This is a genomic window from Kitasatospora sp. NPDC089913 (genome assembly GCF_044748625.1).
Classification (GTDB): domain Bacteria; phylum Actinomycetota; class Actinomycetes; order Streptomycetales; family Streptomycetaceae; genus Kitasatospora.
This window is the reverse complement of sequence record NZ_JBIVGI010000008.1, coordinates 47,405-67,626: the sequence shown is the minus strand read 5'-3', so window position 1 is coordinate 67,626 and position 20,222 is coordinate 47,405. Positions and strand designations below refer to the sequence as shown.

12 protein-coding genes are annotated in these 20,222 nt (G+C 76.2%); 8 read left to right on the top strand and 4 right to left on the bottom strand.

The window, feature by feature from the left end; translation table 11 throughout:
* The first annotated feature begins 96 nt into the window (after positions 1–96).
* The 8 genes from ACIPYS_RS15100 to ACIPYS_RS15065 all read left to right on the top strand — a co-directional run bounded on the left by ACIPYS_RS15100 (position 97) and on the right by ACIPYS_RS15065 (position 12,456).
* Positions 97–1,440, top strand: a complete 1,344-nt coding sequence (locus tag ACIPYS_RS15100) for an extracellular solute-binding protein (RefSeq protein WP_400746349.1) — start codon at positions 97–99, stop codon at positions 1,438–1,440.
* Entirely contained in the window at positions 1,437–2,369 is a 933-nt protein-coding gene (locus ACIPYS_RS15095) for a carbohydrate ABC transporter permease (RefSeq protein ID WP_231977919.1), read from the top strand. The genes ACIPYS_RS15100 and ACIPYS_RS15095 overlap by 4 nt, the downstream gene beginning before the upstream one ends.
* The gene (locus tag ACIPYS_RS15090; RefSeq protein WP_400746346.1) at positions 2,366–3,274 is read left to right on the top strand and encodes a carbohydrate ABC transporter permease; all 909 of its coding nucleotides are present in this window, start codon (positions 2,366–2,368) and stop codon (positions 3,272–3,274) included. Before ACIPYS_RS15095 ends, ACIPYS_RS15090 begins: the two co-directional genes overlap by 4 nt.
* Before the next feature lie 8 nt (positions 3,275–3,282).
* Positions 3,283–5,040, top strand: a complete 1,758-nt coding sequence (locus ACIPYS_RS15085) for a glycoside hydrolase family 36 protein (protein WP_400746344.1) — start codon at positions 3,283–3,285, stop codon at positions 5,038–5,040.
* 43 nt (positions 5,041–5,083) lie between these two features.
* The gene (locus ACIPYS_RS15080; RefSeq protein ID WP_400746342.1) at positions 5,084–6,115 is read left to right on the top strand and encodes a LacI family DNA-binding transcriptional regulator; all 1,032 of its coding nucleotides are present in this window, start codon (positions 5,084–5,086) and stop codon (positions 6,113–6,115) included.
* Between the two features lie 294 nt (positions 6,116–6,409).
* Complete coding sequence (locus ACIPYS_RS15075; RefSeq protein WP_400746340.1) at positions 6,410–7,657, top strand: styrene monooxygenase/indole monooxygenase family protein; 1,248 nt, start codon at positions 6,410–6,412, stop codon at positions 7,655–7,657.
* A 60-nt stretch (positions 7,658–7,717) separates the two neighbouring features.
* Positions 7,718–10,027, top strand: coding sequence for a PQQ-binding-like beta-propeller repeat protein (locus ACIPYS_RS15070; RefSeq protein WP_400746338.1), 2,310 nt, complete (start codon positions 7,718–7,720; stop codon positions 10,025–10,027).
* 2 nt (positions 10,028–10,029) lie between these two features.
* Positions 10,030–12,456: a PQQ-binding-like beta-propeller repeat protein gene (locus ACIPYS_RS15065; RefSeq protein ID WP_400746336.1), complete on the top strand. Its 2,427-nt coding sequence runs from the start codon at positions 10,030–10,032 to the stop codon at positions 12,454–12,456.
* Positions 12,457–12,517: 61 nt separating this feature from the next.
* Here ACIPYS_RS15065 and ACIPYS_RS15060 read toward each other — a convergent pair whose 3' ends face one another.
* From ACIPYS_RS15060 to ACIPYS_RS15045, 4 genes are all read right to left on the bottom strand, one after another.
* Positions 12,518–13,591, bottom strand: a complete 1,074-nt coding sequence (locus tag ACIPYS_RS15060; RefSeq protein WP_400746334.1) for a Fic family protein — start codon at positions 13,589–13,591, stop codon at positions 12,518–12,520.
* Complete coding sequence (locus tag ACIPYS_RS15055; RefSeq protein WP_400746332.1) at positions 13,588–14,175, bottom strand: DUF6426 family protein; 588 nt, start codon at positions 14,173–14,175, stop codon at positions 13,588–13,590. Before ACIPYS_RS15055 ends, ACIPYS_RS15060 begins: the two co-directional genes overlap by 4 nt.
* A gap of 131 nt (positions 14,176–14,306) precedes the next feature.
* Positions 14,307–17,183 carry a LuxR C-terminal-related transcriptional regulator gene (locus ACIPYS_RS15050; RefSeq protein WP_400746330.1) on the bottom strand — a complete coding sequence of 959 codons (2,877 nt, stop codon included), beginning with the start codon at positions 17,181–17,183 and terminating at the stop codon, positions 14,307–14,309.
* 114 nt (positions 17,184–17,297) lie between these two features.
* Positions 17,298–20,141, bottom strand: coding sequence for a hypothetical protein (locus ACIPYS_RS15045; protein WP_400746329.1), 2,844 nt, complete (start codon positions 20,139–20,141; stop codon positions 17,298–17,300).
* Positions 20,142–20,222 lie beyond the last annotated feature (81 nt).

Sequence of the window (20,222 nt, the reverse complement as noted above, 5' to 3'; positions counted from 1 at the left end):
CCCCGACGCACCGTCCGCACCACCCGCATGCACCACCTGGCACCACCGACGTCCCACCCGTCCCGCTCGACGTCCACCCCCTCGGAAGGTCATGCCATGTCACACCTCTCCCGCCGCGACCTGCTCCGCGCCTCCGGCGCCGGCCTGTTGACCCTCACCGCCGGCGGCGCCCTCGCGGCCTGCGGCGGCTCCGGCGGTTCCGGCTCCTCCGGTGGGGACGCCGCCACCGGCACCGTCACCGTCTGGTCCTGGACCAGCGCCGCCGACGCCCTGCGCGGCGTCGTGCCCGCCTTCGAGAAGGACAACCCGGGCATCAAGGTCGACGTCCAGGACGTCGGCAACCCGGCCATCTGGGACAAGATCACCGTCGGCCTGGCGGCCGGCGGCCAGGGACTCGCCGACGTCCTGCACATCGGCTGCGACTACCTGCCCGGCTACCTGGAGAAGTTCCCCAACGGCCTCGCCGACCTCTCCGCCCTCGGCGCCGACGCCCACAAGGACAAGTTCACCAAGGGCCTGTGGCCGGTCGTCACGGACAAGGACGGCAAGGCCCGCGCCCTCCCCTGGGAGGTCAACGCCCAGGGCTTCTTCTACCGCAAGGACATGTTCGACCGGGCCAAGCTCGACCCGACCGCGTTCGAGACCTGGGACGACGTGATCGCCGCCGCCGACGCCTTCAAGGCGGCCAACCCCGGCGTCGGCCTGGTCGGCATCAACAAGCCCGGCACCCCCGGCCCCGACGTCGACTTCCTGCAGTCCCTGATGCAGCAGCAGGGCGCGTTCTTCTTCGACCTCAAGGGCGACATCACCCTGACCTCGACCGAGTGCGTCCGCGCCCTCACCCTGGTCAAGCGCCTCAACGACGCCGGGCTCGTCCTGGAGACGCCCGGCTCCACCGCCTGGCGCACCCAGATGAAGGACAGCCAGCTCGGCGCCGGCCCGCAGCCCTCCTGGGCCGCGCACTACATCGAGACCAAGTTCCCCGACCTGAGCGGAAACTGGCGGCTCACCCGGCCGCCGGCCGTCACCCCCGGCGGCAAGCGCACCGCCATCGTGAACACCACCCACCTGGCCGTCGCCTCCTCCAGCCCCCGCCGCGCCGCCGCCTGGAAGTTCGTCGAGTACGCGCTCACCCGGGCCGACTCGGTCAACGCCATGTTCAAGGCCGGCAGCGTCTTCCCGGCGCTCACCGCCGCCTACCAGGACCCGATCTACAGCGAGCCGAGCGCCTACTACGGCGGCCAGCCGGTCCTGAAGACCTTCACCGACCTGCTCACCGAGGGCGGCGACGCCACCAACTACTCCGGCGACTACGCCCGCGCCCTCAAGCTGGTCAGCGACGCCCAGACCAAGGTCCTGGTCAAGGGCGGCGACCCGGCCGAGGCGCTCCAGGAGGCGGCCAAGCAGCTGGCCCAGCAGACCGGGCGCAAGATCAAGTGACCGCCGCCGCTCCTCCGGCCACCCGGCCGGCCGTCCCGGCGGCGGTCCGCCCGGCCGCCGTCCGGCGCGCCAGGCTCCGCCGCCGGGCCGTGCCCTACCTGCTGCTCGCGCCCGCGCTGATCCTCTTCGGGGTCTTCAAGGCCTACCCGATCATCTCCTCGATGCTGCTGTCGCTGACCGCCGGCTCCGGCAGCGTCACCCACAGCGCCGGCCTCGCCAACTACCAGCGGCTGCTGCACGACCCGCTGTTCTGGACCGCGCTCGGCAACACCGCCCGGATCCTGGTCGTGCAGGTCCCGGTGATGCTCGCGCTCGCCCTCCTGCTCGCCGTCGGCCTCAACGCGGCCTTCGTCCGCTGGCGCGCCGTGTGGCGGCTCGGCGTCTTCATGCCCACCGTGACCGGGCTGGTCGCCACCGGCATCCTGTTCTCCTTCCTCCTCAACACCAAGGACGGTGCGGTCAACAACGCCCTGGGTGCGATCGGCCTGCCCGGCGTCGACTGGTTCGGCGACGGCTTCTGGGCCCGGATGGCCGTCGTCCTCGTGCTGACCTGGCACTACACCGGCTACAACGCCGTCATCTACCTGGCCGGCCTGCAGGGCATCCCCAAGGAGCTGTACGAGGCGGCCATGGTCGACGGCGCCGGACCGGTCCGCCGGTTCCGCTCCGTCACCCTGCCCGCGCTGCGGCCCGTGCTGCTTTTCACCGTGGTGCTCTCCACCATCGGCACCCTCCAACTCTTCGACGAGCCCTACGTCCTGACCCGCGGCGGCCCCGACAACGCGACCCTCACCGTCTCGATGTACCTGTACGACAACGGCTTCCGCTACTTCGACTTCGGCTACGCCTCCGCCATCGCCTACGCGCTCACCCTGCTCGTCTCGGTGCTCGGCGCGGCCCAGATGCGCCTGATGGGAGAACGCGAATGACCACTGCCGCCACCTCCGCCGGGCCCGTCGCGCCGGGCCCGGCGGCCCCGCCCGCCGCCCCGGCGCCGACCGGCCCGAGTCCCTGGCGCCGGCTGCGCGGCTGGCCGCTCACCCTGGTGCTCGCCGCCGTCACCGGGCTCTCGATCGCCCCGTTCTACTGGCTGGTGGTCTCCGCCACCCGCAGTGACGGCGAGATCTTCTCCTGGCCGCCGAAGCTGCTGCCCGGCTCCCACCTGGGCGACAACATCGGGCACCTCCAGGACCGGATCGGCCTCGGCCGGGTCCTGCTCAACTCGCTCCTGGTGTCCGGCCTGCAGACCCTCGGCGGGCTCGTCGTGGCACTGCTGGCCGGGTACGCCTTCGCCAAGTTCCGGTTCCGCGGCCGCACGGTGCTGTTCGCGGTCCTGCTCTCGACCCTGGTCGTGCCGGACCAGGTGATGCTCGTCCCGCTGTTCAGGATGATGATGTCCTTCGGGCTGCTCGACAGCTACCAGGCGCTGATCCTGCCCGGCCTGTGCGTGCCGTTCGCGATCTTCCTGATGCGGCAGTCCCTCAGCGCCATGCCGGACGAACTCCTCGACGCCGCCCGGGTCGACGGCGCCGGCGAACTGCGGGTGCTGTTCGGCATCGTGGTCCCGGTCATGCGGCCGGTGCTCGCCGCGCTGGGCATCTTCCTCTTCCTCGGCTCCTGGAACAGCTTCGTCTGGCCGCTGATCGCCCTGCGCAGCACCGACATGCACACCCTGCCGGTCGCCCTCGCCACCCTCCAGGGCATGAAGGCCAACACCGACTACGGCTCGATCCTCGCCGGAACCGCGATATCCACCCTGCCGATGATGGTCCTCTTCCTGGTCCTCCAGCGGCAGTTCATCTCCGGCCTGCTGGCCGGTGCCACGAAGGGCTGAACCCGACCATGACGGACACCAGCGAAGAGATCTGGGAACCCCACGCCCCCGCCACCACCGCCCGCCCCCGCAGGGTGGACGTGCCCGCCCCCTTCGCCGGACGGCTGGAGCTGCTGGTCGCCGGGACGGCGACCGTCGACGTCCTCGCCGAGGGCGTCGTCGAGGTGACCGCCGAGGACCCCGACGGCGGCACCGGTGACGTCCGGATCGAGTGGCGCGTCCCCTGCGTCGACGTCACCTCCTTCTGGACCCCCGAGCCGCGCGGCACCGGCTGGCTGCCCGCCTCCTGGAGTGCCCCGCGCCGTGTCGGCCTCTCCCGCGGCGCCCCCGTCGCCGCCCTCGTCGGCACCGGGGACACCACCGTCTGCGCCTTCGCCGCCGACCGCGAGGAGGTGCTGGCGAGCGGCGGCGTGGTCGAGGAGACCGGTGAGTTCCGGTTCTGGGTCCAGGCCGCCGGCCGCCTCACCGTCCGCATCGACACCTCCGGCCGGCACTTCGGCCGCAGCCTCGCCGAACTCGCGGGCTGGTGGGCCGGGGACCGCCCGGTCCACGTCCCCGACGCCGCCCGCCTCCCCGCCTACTCCACCTGGTACGCGCTGCACCAGAACATCACCCCGGAGAGCGTCGAACGGCAGGCCGCCCTCGGCAAGGAGCTCGGCCTCGACACGATCATCGTCGACGACGGCTGGATGACCACCGACCGCACCCGCGGCTACGCCCACTGCGGCGACTGGGAACCCCACTCGCTGCCCGACACCGCCGCCCACGTGGCCCGCGTCCACGGCCTCGGCGTCCAGTACATGCTCTGGTACGCGCTGCCGTTCGTCGGCAAGGACAGCGCCGCCTGGGCCGAACTGAGCCGGTACGCCCTCGTCGACGCCGCCCACATGGGCGCCGTCGTCGTCGACCCCCGGTACCCGGCGGTCCGCGCCCACCTGGTCGACCGGCTCGCCCGGGCCGTCGAGGAATGGGGCATGGACGGGCTCAAGGTCGACTTCGTCGACTGGTTCGGCGTCCAGGACCCGCCCGCCCCCGGGCCGGAGGCCGACTGCGCCACCGTCGACGAGGGACTGCACCTGCTGCTCGCCGGGATCCGCCGCCGGACCGCGGCCGCCGCGCCCGAGTCGATGATCGAGCACCGCCAGCCCTACGTCAGCCCCGGCCTGTGGCCCTACGCCACCATGGTCCGGGCCGTCGACTGCCCGCTCAGCCCGCAGGAGAACCGGCAGCGCGTCCTCGACACCCGGCTGATCGCCGGACCGCTCGCCGTCCACTCCGACATGCTGATGTGGCACCCCGCCGAACCGGTCGAGCAGATCGCCTGCCACCTGATCAACGTCTTGTTCGGCGTGCCGCAGATCTCCGTCGACCTAGCCGTCCAGAGCCCCGCCCAGCGCGAGGCGCTCGCGTTCTGGCTCGGTGTCTCCCGCGCCCACGTCGACACCCTGCAGCTCGGCGAGTTCCGCCCGGCCCGGCCCGATCTCGGCTACCCGATGGCCGTCGCGGTCGGCGACGGCACCACCGTCGTCGCCCGGTACGCGGCACTGCCGGTCGCCACCGGCACGGACGGCGCCGGGGAGTGGCGTACGCTGCTGGTCGCCAACGCCGACGCCGACCCCGGGGTCCGTCTCACCGGCGGCCGGGGCACCGCCGAGGCAACCGTCCAGGACGCCCGCGGCCGGACCGTCGGCACCTCGACCGTCCACCTGGACGGCGGCCTCGTCGACGTCCCGCGCGGCGGCCTGCTGACCCTCCGCCGGGTCTGACGGCCGGCACCCGGCGGCGCAGCGCCCATGTGAAGGAGAACCGATGACCACCCCGGGAGCACGCCCCGCGCGCCGCGTCACCACCATCGCGGACGTGGCCCGGGCGGCCGAGGTGTCCCGGCAGACCGTCTCCAACACGCTCAACGCCCCGCACCGGGTCCGCCCCGACACCCTCGCCCGGGTCAACGCGGCGATCGAGCGGCTCGGGTACCGGCCCGACCAGTCCGCCCGGTCGCTGCGCACCGGCGAGCGCCGCACCATCGGCTACCTCGCCCCGGTCGACGACCCCTTCGACCCCAACCCGCTGATGGCGGGCTTCCTCGAGGCCCTCGTCGACGCGGCCGGGGCGGTGGGCCACCACGTGCTGCTCCTGCGCCCGGCGGCGGGGGAGCAGCACGTCCGGGCGGTGATCGACGGCGTGGTGGCGGCCCGCCAGGTCGACGGCCTGGTCCTCGCCGACGTCCTCCCCGACGACCCCCGCGCCGCCCACGCGGCCCGGGTCGGCATCCCCTTCGCCGCCTTCGGCCGCACCGGGCCCGGCCTCCCGCAGCACTGGGCCGACATCGACAACGCGGCCGCCACCGCCGAGGTCGCCCGCCACCTCGCCGCCCGCGGCCACCGCCGGGTCGCCTTCGTCGGCGCGGCCACCGCCCTGCCGTGGCTCGCCGCCCGCCGCGAGGGCTTCCACCGCGAGGCCGCCCGGCTCGGCCTCTCCCCCGCCCCGCAGGACGCGGCCGGCGACCTCCGTGCCCTGCTGCGCGACCCGGACCGGCCGACCGCCCTCGCCGCCGACAACGACCTCGCCGCCCTCGACATCTACGAGGCCGCCCGGGCGGAGGGCCTCCGGGTCGGCCGCGACCTCGCCGTCACCGGCTTCCACGACACCCCCCTCGCCCGCCACCTCCACCCGCCGCTGACCTCGGTGCGGCTTCCCCTGCGGACCATCGCCACCACGGTCGTCACCCGTCTGCTGGCCCAGTTGCGCTCCGACGTGCCGACTCCGGCGGAGGGTGTCGAGCTGGCGGCCGAGCTGGTGGTCCGGGAGAGCTCCGACCACCCGGTGCCGCGCACCTGACCGGGCGGACCGTGGAGGTCCCGGCGAGTCGGGTGCCGCGGCCTCCGGCCCGGCCGGGGCTCCCCGGCACGGGGCGTCGGGCCGCGTTCCGCGACCGTCCGGGGGGCGTGCCCGTGCCCGGATCCGCCGGTCCCGGCCGAGGTTGCTGCCCCTCGCCCCTCGGGGACGGCCACCGGACGTCCGGCGTCGCCGGCGACCGGGGAATGCCGGGCCTCGTCGGCGGAAACCGGCGGTTCAGCACTCGAACTGACGTAACATCACCTCCTTCGTTCGTCGTCGGCACGGAGGTGCGGGATGCGTCGGGTTGCGATCGTCGGGGCGGGACAGGCGGGGTTGCAGGTGGCGTTGGGGCTGCTGGCGGCCGGTGGGTACGAGGTGACGGTGGTGTCCGGCCGGACGGCGGAGCAACTGCGGTCGGGGCCGGTGCTGTCGACGCAGGCGATGTTCGGCCCGGCGCTGCGGGTGGAGCGGGCGGCCGGGCTGGACCTGTGGGCGGGGGAGGCGCCCCAGGTGCGCTCGGTGGACGCCGTACTGGTACCCGAACCCGGCCTGCGGGCACTGGAGTTCACGATGACCCTGGACGAGCCCGCGCAGTCGGTGGACCAGCGCATCAAGATGGCGCGCTGGCTGGAGCTGGTCGAGGAGCGCGGCGGTCGGGTCGAGTACCGGGAGCTGGACCGGGCCGGGCTGGGGGCGTTGGCGGCTGCGCACGAACTGACCCTGGTCGCGGTGGGGCGGGGCGAACTGGCCGGGATCTTCGCACGGGACGCGGCCCGCTCGCCTTTCGACGCCCCGCAGCGGCGACTGGCGGCGCTGTACGCGCACGGCGTGGGCGCGCCCGATCCGGCGGCCGGCCCGCGGGCGCGGATGCACGCGGTGCCCGGAATCGGCGAGTTGTACCTCCAGCCGGCCCTCACCCGGTCGGGACCGTGCGACATCCTGCTCTGGGAGGCGGTGCCCGGGAGCGTCTTCGACTGTTTCGGCGACCGGCCGACGGGCACCGAACAACTGCGCCGGATGCGGGAGTTGATGGCGGAGTTCATTCCGTGGGAGGCGGAGTCGTGGGCCGCTGCCGAGCCGACCGACGCGGGCGCTTCGCTGTACGGCGCGCTGACCCCGGTGGTGCGCCACCCGGTGGCACGGCTGGACGACGGTGGGGCGGTGCTGGGCATCGGGGACGCATTGGTGGTCAACGACCCGATCACCGGCCAGGGCGCCAACAGCGCGGCGCGGGCGGCCGAGACGTATCTGCGGGCGATCGTCGGCCGGGGCGACGGGCCGTTCACGGTGGAGTGGATGACGGAGCTGTTCGAGGGCCACTGGGAGCGGCACGCCCGCCACGGGGTGGCGCTGACGGCGGACCTGCTGACGATGCCGGAGCACCTCCAGGGGGTGTTCGGCGCCGCCGCCGAGCACGAGCAGGTGGCCCGCCGGCTGGCCAACACCTACGCCGAACCCGCCGACCACGCGGCCTGGCTGGCCACGCCGGAGCTGACGGCGGCCTATCTGGCCTCGCTTCCCGGTCCGGGCGGAAGCGGCTGATCCGCTGTCATGATCGCGCCGTGCGGCCTAGGGTGAGGGGCTCACGGGGAGGGGACACGGGTGGAGCAGCTCGGACCGACGGATCCGCGGCAGGCGGGGCCCTATGTGCTGGCTGGCCGGCTCGGCGCCGGTGGCATGGGGGCGGTGTACCTGGGCCGGGCGGCCGGCGGGCGGACCGTCGCGGTGAAGGTGGTGCGGCCGGACCTGGCCGGGGACGGGTCCTTCCGGGCGCGGTTCCGGCAGGAGGTGGCGGCCGCCCGGCGGGTGTCGGGGGCGTTCACCGCGCCGGTGGTGGACGCCGACACCGAGGCCGCGATGCCGTGGATGGCGACGGCGTTCGTGCCCGGGGTGTCGCTCCAGCGGGCGGTGTCCGCGCACGGTCCGCTGCCGGAGGCGACGCTCCGGACGCTGGTCGCGGGGCTCGCCGAGGCCCTGGGCGAGATCCACCGGGCGGAGCTGATCCACCGGGACCTCAAGCCGGGCAATGTGCTGCTGGCCCTGGACGGCCCGCACGTCATCGACTTCGGCATCTCGCGGGCGGCCGACGGCACCGGGCTGACCACCACCGGGTCGGTGATCGGCTCGGCCCCGTTCATGTCGCCCGAGCAGGCGCTCGGCGAACCCCTGACCCCGGCGAGCGACGTGTTCTCGCTGGGTACGACCGTCGCTCACGCGGCGCTCGGCCGGCCCCTGTTCGGAGAGGGCGCGGCGGCGGCCGTGCTGTTCCGGGTGGTGAACACCGACCCGGACCTCGGCGGGCTGCCGGACGGCCTGCGGCACCTGGTGGCGGCCTGCCTGGCGAAGAACCCGGCCCACCGGCCGACGCCGCGTCAGCTGGTCGAACTGGTCGAGCGGACCGGCCGCCCGGAGACCTCCGGCGGATGGCTCCCGCCCGGGGTGGCGGCCGACGTGCTGGCGGTGCGGCGTCTGCTGACCGCCCCGCAGCCGGGCCCGCACCCCGCCGTCCCCCCGGTCGCCGGCGGGCCGGTCCTCCCGGCGCCGACCGTTCCGGACGCCCCGCCGGCACCCGACGCCCCGTCGGGCCGCCCGCCCCGGCGCGCCCTGCTGCTCGGCCTGGGGATCGGTGGTGGCGTGCTCGCCGCCGGGGGGACGGTCGCCGCCGTGGTCGTCCGGCAGCGCCGGCGGACGCCCTCCGGGACGTCCTCCGAGGGGAAGCCCTCCGACGGGAAGTCCCCCGGAGCGACGGCGTCCGGCGGAGCGCAGGCCGTCGACCGGCCCACGGGGGAGGAGGTCAAGGAGGGCGTGCTGTCCTGGAAGACCTCCCCGCCGGAGTCCTGTTCGCAGGCACTCGCCGCCGGTGACCTGGTGGTCGGCGTCGCGGAGAGCACGCTGGCGGCCTTCGACCGGCACGGCACGGTCGCCTGGACCCTCGACGGCCGGGCCGCCGGTCTGAGACTGGCGGGCACGAAGCTCCCCGGCCGGCGGGCGCTCCTGGACGGCGGCGTGCTGTACACCGCCGCGACGCGGATGGCCGCGGGCACGGAGGCCGGGCAGCCGACCGTGTCGATGACCACGGCCCTGCTCGCCGTCGACCCGACGACCGGCAAGGAGGCTTGGCGGGCCGAGACCGGGGGACACCGCACGGCCGGGGCGATCCAGATCCTCGGCGTCCGGGCGGGCCGGGCCTACCTGTTCGGGCTGGGCGACGGGACGGGCAAGTTCACCGGCGGCCACGTCTGGGCGGTCGACCTCGCGACCCGGGAGACCGCCTGGTTCCGCGGCTTCGACGGATTCGCCCTGGTCGGCGCCCTGCCGCCGGAAGGCGACCGGCTGCTCGTCGGCGGGGAGAAGACCGTGCAGGGCCTGGACCGGGACGGGCGGACCGCCTGGTCCCGGGACACCGTGCTGTCGGCCGCCGGCGCGGTCGGCGGGCGTTTCCTGACCGTCGTCGACGGCGTGCTGTCCGCACTGGACGCGGCCACCGGTGAACCGGCCTGGACCGTGCCGGGGGTGCTCCCGGTCGCCGGAGGCTCCGGGAACGCCGTCGCCGCCTCCGAGGACGGCACCGTCCTGTTCTGTCTGCTGAAGGACACCGACGGCGGCGCCTCGCTGGGCACCCTGGACGCCGCCACCGGGGCGGTCCGCCGGCGCACCCCGCTGCCGCGCGAGTCCGACCGCGGACTGCCGCCGGTCGCCCGGCTCCAGTGCGCCGACGGCAATGTGTACCGGCTGGGTGCGGACGCCGTGCTCTGGGCCCTCGATCCCGCCGACGGCACGCCCCGGTGGAAGTTCACCGGTCTGCGCGGCACCGATCCCCAGAACCTGTCCTGGACGGCGGGCGGCGGGCGGGTGTGCCTCGCCGATTCCTCGGCCGGCACCGTCGCCTCGCTCTTCGCGAACGGAGTCTGACCATGCGCGGAACGGAACCGGGGGACCCGACCAGGATCGGCCCCTACACCCTGGTCGGCCGGCTCGGCGCGGGTGGCATGGGCGTGGTGTTCCTCGGCCGCTCGGCCGGCGGCCGCACCGTCGCGGTCAAGCTCGTCCGCCCCGAACTCGCCGGGGACCAGGGCTTCCGGGCCCGGTTCCGGCACGAGGTGCGGGCGGCGCGCGCGGCCTCCTCGGCGTTCACCGCGCCGGTGGTGGACGCCGATCCGGACGGGCCGCTGCCGTGGCTGGCCACCGCCTTCGTGCCGGGGGTCGGACTGGACGAGGCGGCGCGGCTGGTCGGGGCCTTCCCCGAGCACGTGCTGCGGATCCTGGCCGCCGGGATCGCCGAGGAACTGCGCGCCATCCACGCCGTCGGGCTCACCCACCGGGACCTCAAGCCCAGCAACGTGCTGCTGGCCCTGGACGGCCCGCACGTCATCGACTTCGGTATCGCCCGGGCCGCCGACGGCAGTGTGATCACCGCCGAGGGCGCGATCTTCGGCACGCCCGCCTACATGTCCCCGGAACAGGCGCTGGGGCGGACGGCGACACCCGCGAGCGACGTGTTCTCGCTCGGCGCCACCCTCGTCCACGCCGCCTCCGGCGGCCGCGGGCCCTTCGACGGCGAGCCGGGGGGCCACCCGCTGGCGCTGCTCAACCGCGTCGCGCACGAGGAACCGGACCTGTCGGCGGTGCCGGAAGGGCTGCGGTTGTTGGTGGCCGCCTGCCTGGCGAAGGACCCGGCGGCCCGGCCGGCGCCCGCGGAGGTGCTGGCCGCGGTGGCGCGGGACGGATCGCCGCTCGGGGTGCGCGGACCGTGGCTGCACCCGGTGCTGGTGGAGCGGATCGAGGAGGCCGCGGCCGTCCTGGCACCGGACGCCGCCGCGACACCGCCACCGATGCCGCCGCCGGAGCACCCGGTGGACGACCGGACCGTGCCGCTGCGCCCGGACGCGCCGCCGCGCCCGACCCTGCCGCTGCTCCCCGTCGCGCCGCCGCCGACCCCGCCGGCGGGCCCGTCCCGCCGCAAGCTGCTGTGGGGTCTGGCGGGCGGCGCCGCGGCGCTGGCGGGCGGAGGCGCCGCGCTCGCCCTCGGGCTGCCGGACGGCGGCGGCTCCGGCCGTGGCGGTGGCACGCCGCCCGGCAGCTCCTCGTCCGGAGTGGCGGCGGCCCCGGCCGCCGCGTCCGGGACCCCCTCGGCGACGCCCTCCCCGACCCCCTCGGCGGCCGTCACGATCGGGACCGACACCGTCGCCACCCCGCTGTGGACCGGACCGGTCACCGAGGCGCTGGTCCAGGTGGCGGGCTCGGAGAAGGCGGTGCTCGCCGTCGGCAAGGACAACATCTGGGCCTTCGACCTCGGCGGCCGCCCGCTCTGGGGCCCGGTGCCCAACCGGATCGACTCGACCACGACCTACCTGGGCGGCACCACGGTCGCGCTGGACGGCTCCCGGGTGTACACGGCTACCAGCGGCGGCCGGGTCGGCTTCGACCGGCTGCTGCGCGCGCTCGACCTCGGCACGGGCCAGGAGGTCTGGAACACCGGGGAGTTGGCGAACCTGGTGCAGGCCTTCGCGCTGCCGGGCATGCTCGACGGCTCGGTCTTCGTCACCGGCCTCGCCAACGTCGGCGCGAACGGGGACCGGTCGACCGGCACCGTCTGGGCCGTCGACGCGCAGACCGGCAAGGTGAACTGGACGGCCCGCACCCCGGACGAGGACTGGGGCCGGATCAAGCTCCTGGTGCCCTCCTCGGGGCGGACCCTGCTGTGGACCCGGGCCACCCTGCGCGGCGACGCGCCGAGGATCACCGGGGTCGACACCCAGGACGGCGGCCGGATCCGCTGGAACCAGCCGGCCCCGGGTGTGTCCACCACGGCCTCCCAGGCGACCCCGGCGCTGAACGCCCTCTGGTACGACGGCCCGCACACCTCGGCCGGCGGGCGCTTCCTCTTCCTGTCCGACCACCTCTACGCGCTGGAGCCCGACACCGGCCAGGTGGCCTGGCAGTCCGCCGACACGACGCTCCACCAGGCCGTGGTGGCCGCCCCGGACGGTGCCACCGTCTACGCCGCCGGGTTCGACACCGCGAACCTGGGCATGAACCTGGACGTCCGCGCCTACGACGCCGCCACCGGTCGGCCGGGGTGGACCGCCCGGATGCCCCGGGAACCGACCGCGCTGAAGCCGCCCGCCCTGCACTGCGCGGACGGCAACGTCTACCTCTACATCGGCACCACGGTCTACGCGCTGGACGCGGCCACCGGCGCCACCCGGTGGACGTTCCGGTTCGGCGGTTCGCCGAGCGGCTTCGGCCCGGTCGCGCTCTGGGCGGGCGGCGGACTCCTGCTCGGCAACACCGATCAGGGCCTGGTCGCGATCCCCGCGGACGGGAAGCCCCGGGGTTGACCGAGCGTCAGGGATCCTCAGGGATCGCCCGGTGGTCCGCCGGCGGTCCGTCAGTGGTCCGTCAGTGGTCCGCCGGCGGTGCGTACGGGGCGTCGAGCACGGCCAGCAGGCGGGGGTGGACGAGTGCTCCGGGCAGGCGGGGGTGCGGGGCGAGGATCCCGGCGCTCCGCAGGCGGGCGAGGGCCGGGCGCGGGTCCTCCGGAAGCAGCTCGCGCAGGGACTCGGCCGAGACGGCGGGGGCGGCGCGGAGCGCGTCCAGCACCGCGACCGCCGCCGGATCGTCGGCGACGCGGGCGGTGGCGGCGGCGAGGATCCGCCGGTGCTCGGCGAGGGTCGCGGTCCGGTGTCGCGCGGTCTCGGTGACTGCGCGGGCGAACAGCGCCCCCCACAGCGGCAGATCGCCCTCGGCGGCCGCGACCACGGCCCGGTCGTGGGCGTCCCGGTTGGCGTCGACCCAGCCGTCCAGGTCGAGCAGCAGTCCGGGCAGCAGTCCGGCGCCCACCAGGTCGCACTGGGCCAGCAGTCGGGCGATCCGGCCGTTCCCGTCGGGGAAGGGGTGGACGGTGAACAACCGCAGCACCTGGAGGGCGGCCAGGTCCAGCGCGGGGGAGGTGGTGCGGGCGCCCCAGCGGTACCAGCGTTCCATCTGCCCGAGCAGGGGCCGGCCCGGGGCGACGGCGATGACGAAGCGCTGCCCGTCGGGCCAGCTGATCCTGGCGGTGGTGCGGCGGAATCCGCCGCCGCCGGGGATGTTGGGGTCGGCGGCGACCAGCAGCCGGTGCAGTTCGGCGATCGCGTCCGGGGTGAAGTGCGGGCGCTCGAGCGGTTGTTCGGCGAGTTCGGCGCGGACCGAACGGACGGCGAGCAGCCCTGCCGCGACCCGGTTCTCCGCCGCCGAGGCCAACTGTCCGGCGAGCAGCCGGGGATCGGTCGCCCCGACGTGGCGCAGGTGCAGCCGGGCGCGGGCCCGGGGCCGGTGGAAGAGGTCGGGGTCGCCGAGGTGCGCCGCGGCGGCGGTCAGCGCGGCCAGGGCCTCGAGCGCCCGGGCGCGGTCCTCGGCCGGTACCGCCCGGGCGCCGGGCGGCGGCACGACGGGCTTGATCCGTCGTGCCGCCACGGAGAGTGTGCCGGTCACTGGCAGGCGTGGTCGATGATGGTGTTGGTCGGCACCTGCACGTCGACCAGCTGGGTCTGACCACCGGGCAGGGTGATCGAGTAGGTGACCGTCTGGTACTGGGCGAACACCCCGAAGCTCTGGCCCGGCTGGAGCGTGACGTCCACGCTGTGGGTGGTCGTGACGGTGGAGTTGACCTCGGCGCCGATGGCGGCCTTGAGGGCGCCCAGCGCCTCGGCCGAGAGGCTCGCCGTCACCTTGTACCCGGTCGCCACCTGGACCGTGACGTTGAGCTTCTCCGGATTGGGGGTGCCGTTCCTCCGGCAGAACTGCTTGTCCTCGAACTTCTCGCCGTACGCCTGGACGTGCGCGGAGGCCGCGCCACCACCGCCGCCGTGCCAGGGGAAGGGCCAGCCCTCGCTGGGCGGCGGGGGGTTGTGGCCGATGACGACGATCGGGTCGTTGACGTAGTTCGGGTCGTCCCAGGGGTCGCAGCTGGTGTAGCAGTCGGCGGCGGCGGCCATCTGCGGCACCACCAGGGCGGGCACGGCGGTCAGGACGGTGACGCCGAGGGCGACGGCCCCGAGGGCCTTCTTGAGCTGCACGGTCTCTCCACGGTCGGGGGGTCGAGGGTGAGGGGAACGCGGGGCGTCCGGCGTGCGGTGTCCCGCCCCCGTCGCGGACGAGTCTCGCGGCCGCTCCCGTACCGGGGCATCGGTAGAACTGCGCAAGTTGCCTACCTAATCGGGTCCCGACCTGCCGGATCGCCGGGGCCGTGCAGCAGCCGGGCGAGGGCGGAGCGGGAGGAGACGCCGAGCTTGCGGTAGATGCTGCCGAGATGGGCGTCTACCGTGCGGGGGCTGAGCACCAGGCGCTCGGCGATCCGGCGGGACGGCAGGCCGTCGGCGGCGAGTTCGGCCACCTCGCGTTCCCGGGCGCTGAGCAGGGAGCCGAGCAGGGCGGCCGGCTCGGACGGGTCGGGGACCGGGTCGGCGGGGGAGCCGCCGGCGCCGCCGGACGTCAGGGCGGCCCGCACCCGGGCCCCGTCCTCGCACAACCGCAGCGCGCCGCAGGCACGGGCCGCGTCGAGTGCCTCGTCGAGCTCGCCCAGGGCGGCCGCGGGGCCGTGCGCCTGGGCGAGCACGGGGGCGGCGGCGATCACCGTCCAGGCGTACTGGACGGGCATCCGCAGCCCCCGGAGCACCCGGGCGGCCCCCAGGGCGAGTTCGGCCGCGCGCGCCGGGTCGCCGTCGACGAACGCCATCGCGGCGGCCGCGCGGTCGGCCTGCGACTGCTGGAACGGCAGCCGCCCGAGCCGCTCGGCGGCCGCGTCCGCCGCGCGGGCGCTGCGGCGGGCGGTGTCGAGGTCGCCGCACAGCAGTGCGGCCGTGGTCATCAGGGCGAACAGCGAGGGGTGGGCGGCCGGTTGGAGCAGGTGCAGGTCCTCGCCGCCGCTCTCCTCCAGCAGGGTGCGCAGGCAGGCGGCCGGGTCGCCGCCGACCAGCCGGGCCTGGGCGAGCAGTCCGACGGCGGAACCCGCCCACCAGCCGCTGCCGGGCACGGTGCGCCGCAGGCCCTGCTCGGCCAGCGCCACCACCTCGGCGGTCCGGCGCCGGGGCGCCGCCCACAGGAGCGCGCTGGCGCGCATCGCCATGGCCAGGCCGACGACGTCGGGGGCGCCGATCTCGGTGCCCAGCCGTTCGGCCTCGCGGGCGTGCCGCTGCGCCAGGTCGAGCCGGCCGGCCCACTGGTCCAGGATCGACAGGCCGAGCAGGTGGTTGACGGCGAGGTGTTTGTGGGCGCCGCCGCTGGCGGTGGCGAGGCCGCGGCTGAGGTGCCGGTGGGCGTCGGTGAAGCGCTCCACGTACAGCTCGGCGCAGCCGAGCAGGGCCAGGACGTCGGGGGCGCGTCCGGCGACGGTGTCCGGGCGGGCGTCGACGAGCCGGCCGCAGCGTTCGACCTCGGGGGCGGCGAGCGCGAAGTCGCCGGCGTAGCTGTCGCAGAAGGCGGCGAGGACGCGGAGCGCGGTGCGGCCGTCCTCGGCGCCGGGGGTGGCCGCGGCGGCGGCGGCGCCTTCGTGCGCGAGCGCGCGGACCTCGGCCGCCGTGCCGCGGACGGCGTGCAGCAGGCCGTAGTCGAGGACCAGGTCGGCGGTCGCGGCGGGCAGCGGGGCGGGCAGCGGGCGGGGCAGCCGGTCGACGACGGTGCGGGCCATCGCGTCGGCCTCGGCGTACCGGCCGAGCAGCCGTTCGACACCGACGCAGACCGCCAGGGCCTGGACGTCGAGCGGCTCCGGCAGGCCGCCGGGCGTGCGCAGGATCTCGTGGCCGAGCGCCCGGGCCTGCTCCAGCCGGCCGGCGGCGGTGAGGGCCCGGCAGCGGTCCAGGGCCAGGGCGACCCTGGTCCGGGCGTCGTGGGTGTCGGCGGGCGCGGACTCCAGCGCGGCCCGCAGCCAGCGGGCGGCGGTGGCGGGTGAGCGGACGACGACCTCGGCCGCGCCCTCGACGAGTACCGGCACGGCCTCGGCGGGGCCTCCGCCGAGCAGCAGTTGCTCGGCGTGCCGGGCGCGGGCGGCGGCCGGGGCGCCGCGTGCCTCGAGCAGGGCGAGGGCCCGGCGGTGGGCGTTCAGTCGCAGGCCGGGGTTGAGCCGGTGGTGGACCAGGCGGCCGAGTGCGGGGTGCCGGAAGGCCAGGTCGCGGCCCGGGCCGAGGGAGCGGACCAGGTCGGCCCGGCCGAGTTCGGCGAGCGCGTCGGCGGTGCGGTCGGTGTGCTCCCCGGCGACCCGGGCGACGTCGCCGAGCCGGAACGGTTCGCCGAGCACGGCGGCGGCCGCCAGGACGTCCGCGACCGCCGGGGGGAGGGTGTCGAGTTCGGCGATCAGGGGAGCGGCGGCGCGCAGCAGCGGTCCGGCGGCGGCGTCGGAGCGCTCGGGCCAGTGGTCGGGGTCGGGGCCGGCGGCCAGCAGCAGGTGCAGGATCCGGGGGTTGCCGCCGGAGGCCGCGTGCAGCCGCTCGGCGCGGTGCTCGTCGGCCGCCGGGAGCAGGGCGGCGACGGCGGCGGCGGTGAGCGGCGCGGGTTCGACGCGCAGGACGGCGCCCGCCTGTTTGGCGGCGTCGAGCGCGGCGAGCAGGGCGGGCGGGGTCTGCCGGGGGCGGTGGGCGAGGACCAGCAGCAGCCGGTCCGGCGGCGGTTCGCCGAGGAGGCGCTCGGTGAGCCGGGCGGAGGCCGGGTCGCAGTGGTGGAAGTCGTCGAGCAGGAGCACGGTGCCGGCCGGGTCCGCGCACCGGTCGCGCAGGGCGCGGAGGAGGTCGCGGTCGGCGCCGGTGTCCCAGGGGATGCCGTCGGCGCTGCCCGGCGGCGGGACGTCGCCGCCCAGGGCGTCGCGGTACACCTGGTACGGCTTGGCGTCGGGGCCCTCGGCGCGGGCCCGCAGGACGGTGGCGCCGCGGTCGGCGGCCAGCCGGGCGAGCAGGTGCAGCAGGCCGGTCTTGCCGAGGCCGGGATCGGCCGCGAGGTCGAGCACCGCGCCGTGCCCGGCGCACAGCCCGTCCACGGCCCGGGCCAGCAGGGCGCGCTCCTCGTCCCGTCCGGGTAACGCCGACAGCCCTGCCACGGTCCGCCCTTCTCCGGCGCTCCCCGGGGCCGCTCCACGAGGCCGCTCGGCGCATGTTAGCGATCTTCACAACCGGGCCACAAGGTTCCTCCGGCGGGCCGGTCCGGGCCGGGGTCAGACCGTGTCGCCGGCCCGGAGTTCCTTGGCGACCTGGCGGCGCCCGGCGATCAGGGCCTGCGCGAGCACCCCGACGGTGACCAGCGCGGTCAGCGCCAGCGCAGGGGGGAGGACCGCGCCCGGGCGCAGCGGCAGGCCCGGCGGCACGTCGGTGCCGAGCAGGGCGGACAGGTCGAGCGCCGGGCCGAGCAGGACGACGGCGGCGAGCGAGGCCAGCAGGCCGCCGGCCGCCGCGAGCAGCGTCTGCGGCAGGGTCTCGACCAGGATCAGCGCCAGCCCCTGACGGGGGCGCAGCCCCATGGTGCGCAGCCGGGCCAGCGCGGCGGACCGGTCGGGGGCGGCGCGGACGAGTGTGAGCAGGGCGGCGATCAGGGCGAACGCGCCGGCCCCGGCGGTCCCGACCCGGAACACCAGGACCGCGGCCTGCCGCAGCGGGTCCTCGGTGAGTTCGGCGGTGAGCGCGGCGCTGGTCTTCACCAGGTAGCCGTCCGGGATGTCGTCCGGGTCCGGGCCGACCACCGGGACGCCGGTCCGCCGCGCGGTGTCCGCGACGATCGGGTGCACGGGCAGGTCGCGGGTCAGCGAGCGGACGGCCGTCGCGTCGATGTCGCCGACGGCGAACCAGTGGCCGTGGTCCGCGAGTCCGGGCACCCGGGCGGTGGCGGGCCCGGCCGGGAGCACGACGAACGGGTGGGTGGAGTCGCGCAGCGCCGGGGTGGCGTCGATCGTGCCCGCGTACTGGGCGCGCAGTTCGCCGGTGCTGGTCAGGTAGATCCGCTCCGCCCCGGCCCGGCCGCCGAGCTGCTCGACCAGCCCGCGCGAGTACAGGGCGGGGACGGGGACCTCGCGCGCGTCCGGTCCGGTCGGGCCGTCGGGCGCGGCCAGCAGCGCCGGGTCGAAGGCGCCGCGTCCGAGGGAGCGGGAGATCTCCGCGTAGGCCGTCGGCTCGACGACCACCAGGCTGATGGTGAGGTGGGGCCGGTCCGGGCGCAGCACCGCCGCGTCGGTGAGCAGGGTGACCTCGGTGGCGGCCCGGACGCCGGGCAGCCGGCCGGCCCGCTCGGCGAAGGAACCGGCCAGGCCGAAGCCCTTGGGGGCGCTCACCATGACGTCGCCGCCGGTGGCGAGGCGGGCCTCGCGGGTCCGGCCGGAGTCGACCGCCCCGATCACGTCGGCGCCGAACCCGGCCGTGGTGACGGCGAGCAGCAGCGCGAGCGTCGGCAGCACGGCCGGGCGCGGTCGGCCGCCGGCGCCGCGCGCCGCGCCGGCCAGTCCGAGGAAGCCGACCGCGCCGCGCCGCCGGCCGACCGCCCGGGCCAGGGCACCGATCAGCGGCGGCTGGATCCGGGCCAGCAGCAGGCCGGTGCAGAGGGCGATCAGCAGCGGGGCGGCGACCAGCAGCGGGTCGATCCCGGCGCCGGGCGGGGCGGCGCCGCGCCGGCGGACCTCGACCACCGCGGCGGCCGTCAGCAGGAGCAGGCCGAGTTCCCCGACGAGCCGGCGCGCACCGCCGCGCCGGACGGCACGACGGGGGGTCAGCAGCACCAGGGCGCGGGCCGGGAAGGCCAGCAGCGCGCACAGGGTGGCCGCCACCGCGGCGGACAGCGCGGGGCCCCAGCGGGGGGTGGGCAGCAGCAGGAGGGCGAGCAGGGTCCCGAGGGCGGCGCCGGGCAGGACCACCGCGGCACCCTCGCCGAGCAGCCTCCGCAGCAGGCCCCGGCGGGAGCCGCCGCGGGCCTGGAGCAGCAGGAGTTCGGGGCCGCGCCGGTCGGCGGCCAGCGCGGCGGCCAGGCACAGGACGACGGTGACGACGCCGGCCAGCCCGGCCGGACCGAGCGCCGCCAGCGGGGCGGCGGCGTCCCGGCGGGCGGTGGCGAGCGCGAAGAGGTCCGGCAGCGTGGAGAAGGTGCGCAGGTCGGAGCGGCCGGTGGCGGCCGCCAGCTCGGCGCCGGTGGGGCCGCTCAGGTAGCTCGCGAGTTCGTGGGCGGCCTCGGGCAGCCGGTCGGCGCGCAGCGAGTCCGGGTCGACGGGCAGCCGCCAGGAGAGTTCACCGCCCTTGGCCCACTCCATCAGCCGGGGCAGGTCGTCGCCGCCGGTCAGGCCGACCGCCTTCCAGAGCCGGAGCCACTCGAAGGTCTCCGGGATCTCCAGACAGGGCCAGCGCAGGCAGTAGAGGTCGGTCCAGTACGGGTCGTGGTCGTCGTTCACCCGGAAGGTGCCGACCACCTCGGTGTCCGGCGACGGCCTGCCGCCGGGCAGGTGTTCCTCCGTCAGCACGTCGCCGACCCGGATGTTCAGCTTCTCGGCCGCCTGCTCCGCGATCACGATCGCCAGCGGCCGGCCGGGGGTGGCGCTCGGCCAGCGGCCCTCGACCAGGGTGGCGTGTTCGGCGAGCCCGGCCAGGTGGCGCAGTTCCAGGCGCGGGGACGGGCCGTCGGGCCGGGACAGCTGCGGATTGCCGAGGATCTTCGAGCTGATGCCGCGGACGCCGAACACCGGTCCGCTCGCCGAGACGCGGAACTCCCCGCCGGTGCGGGCGGTCAGGTGCGCGGCGACCGAGGCCAGGGTGGCGGAGTCGTCGTCGTGGCGGAGGTCGGAGCGGCTGACCAGGCTGGTCGCGCCGATGCCGCGGTCGCGCAGGAAGTCGTGCAGGGCGGCGTCCTCGCCCCGGTCGACACCCCGGGGGAGCCCGGCGCAGAGCAGCACCACCACGAACACCAGCACGCCGTTGAGCAGCGCCGTCCAGGGCGCGGCCCGCAGCCGGACGCGGACCCAGCGGGCGGGCCGGTGCCCGGTGCGCGCCCGGGGTGGGGTGGTCGCCGTCGCCGGGCTGCCCTGCATCCGCGTTCTCCCGCCCCCTGCGCCCGTCCCTGCGGGCGGGCGGTCGCCGATCCCGGCCCCTGGTGACCGGAGCGGACGATG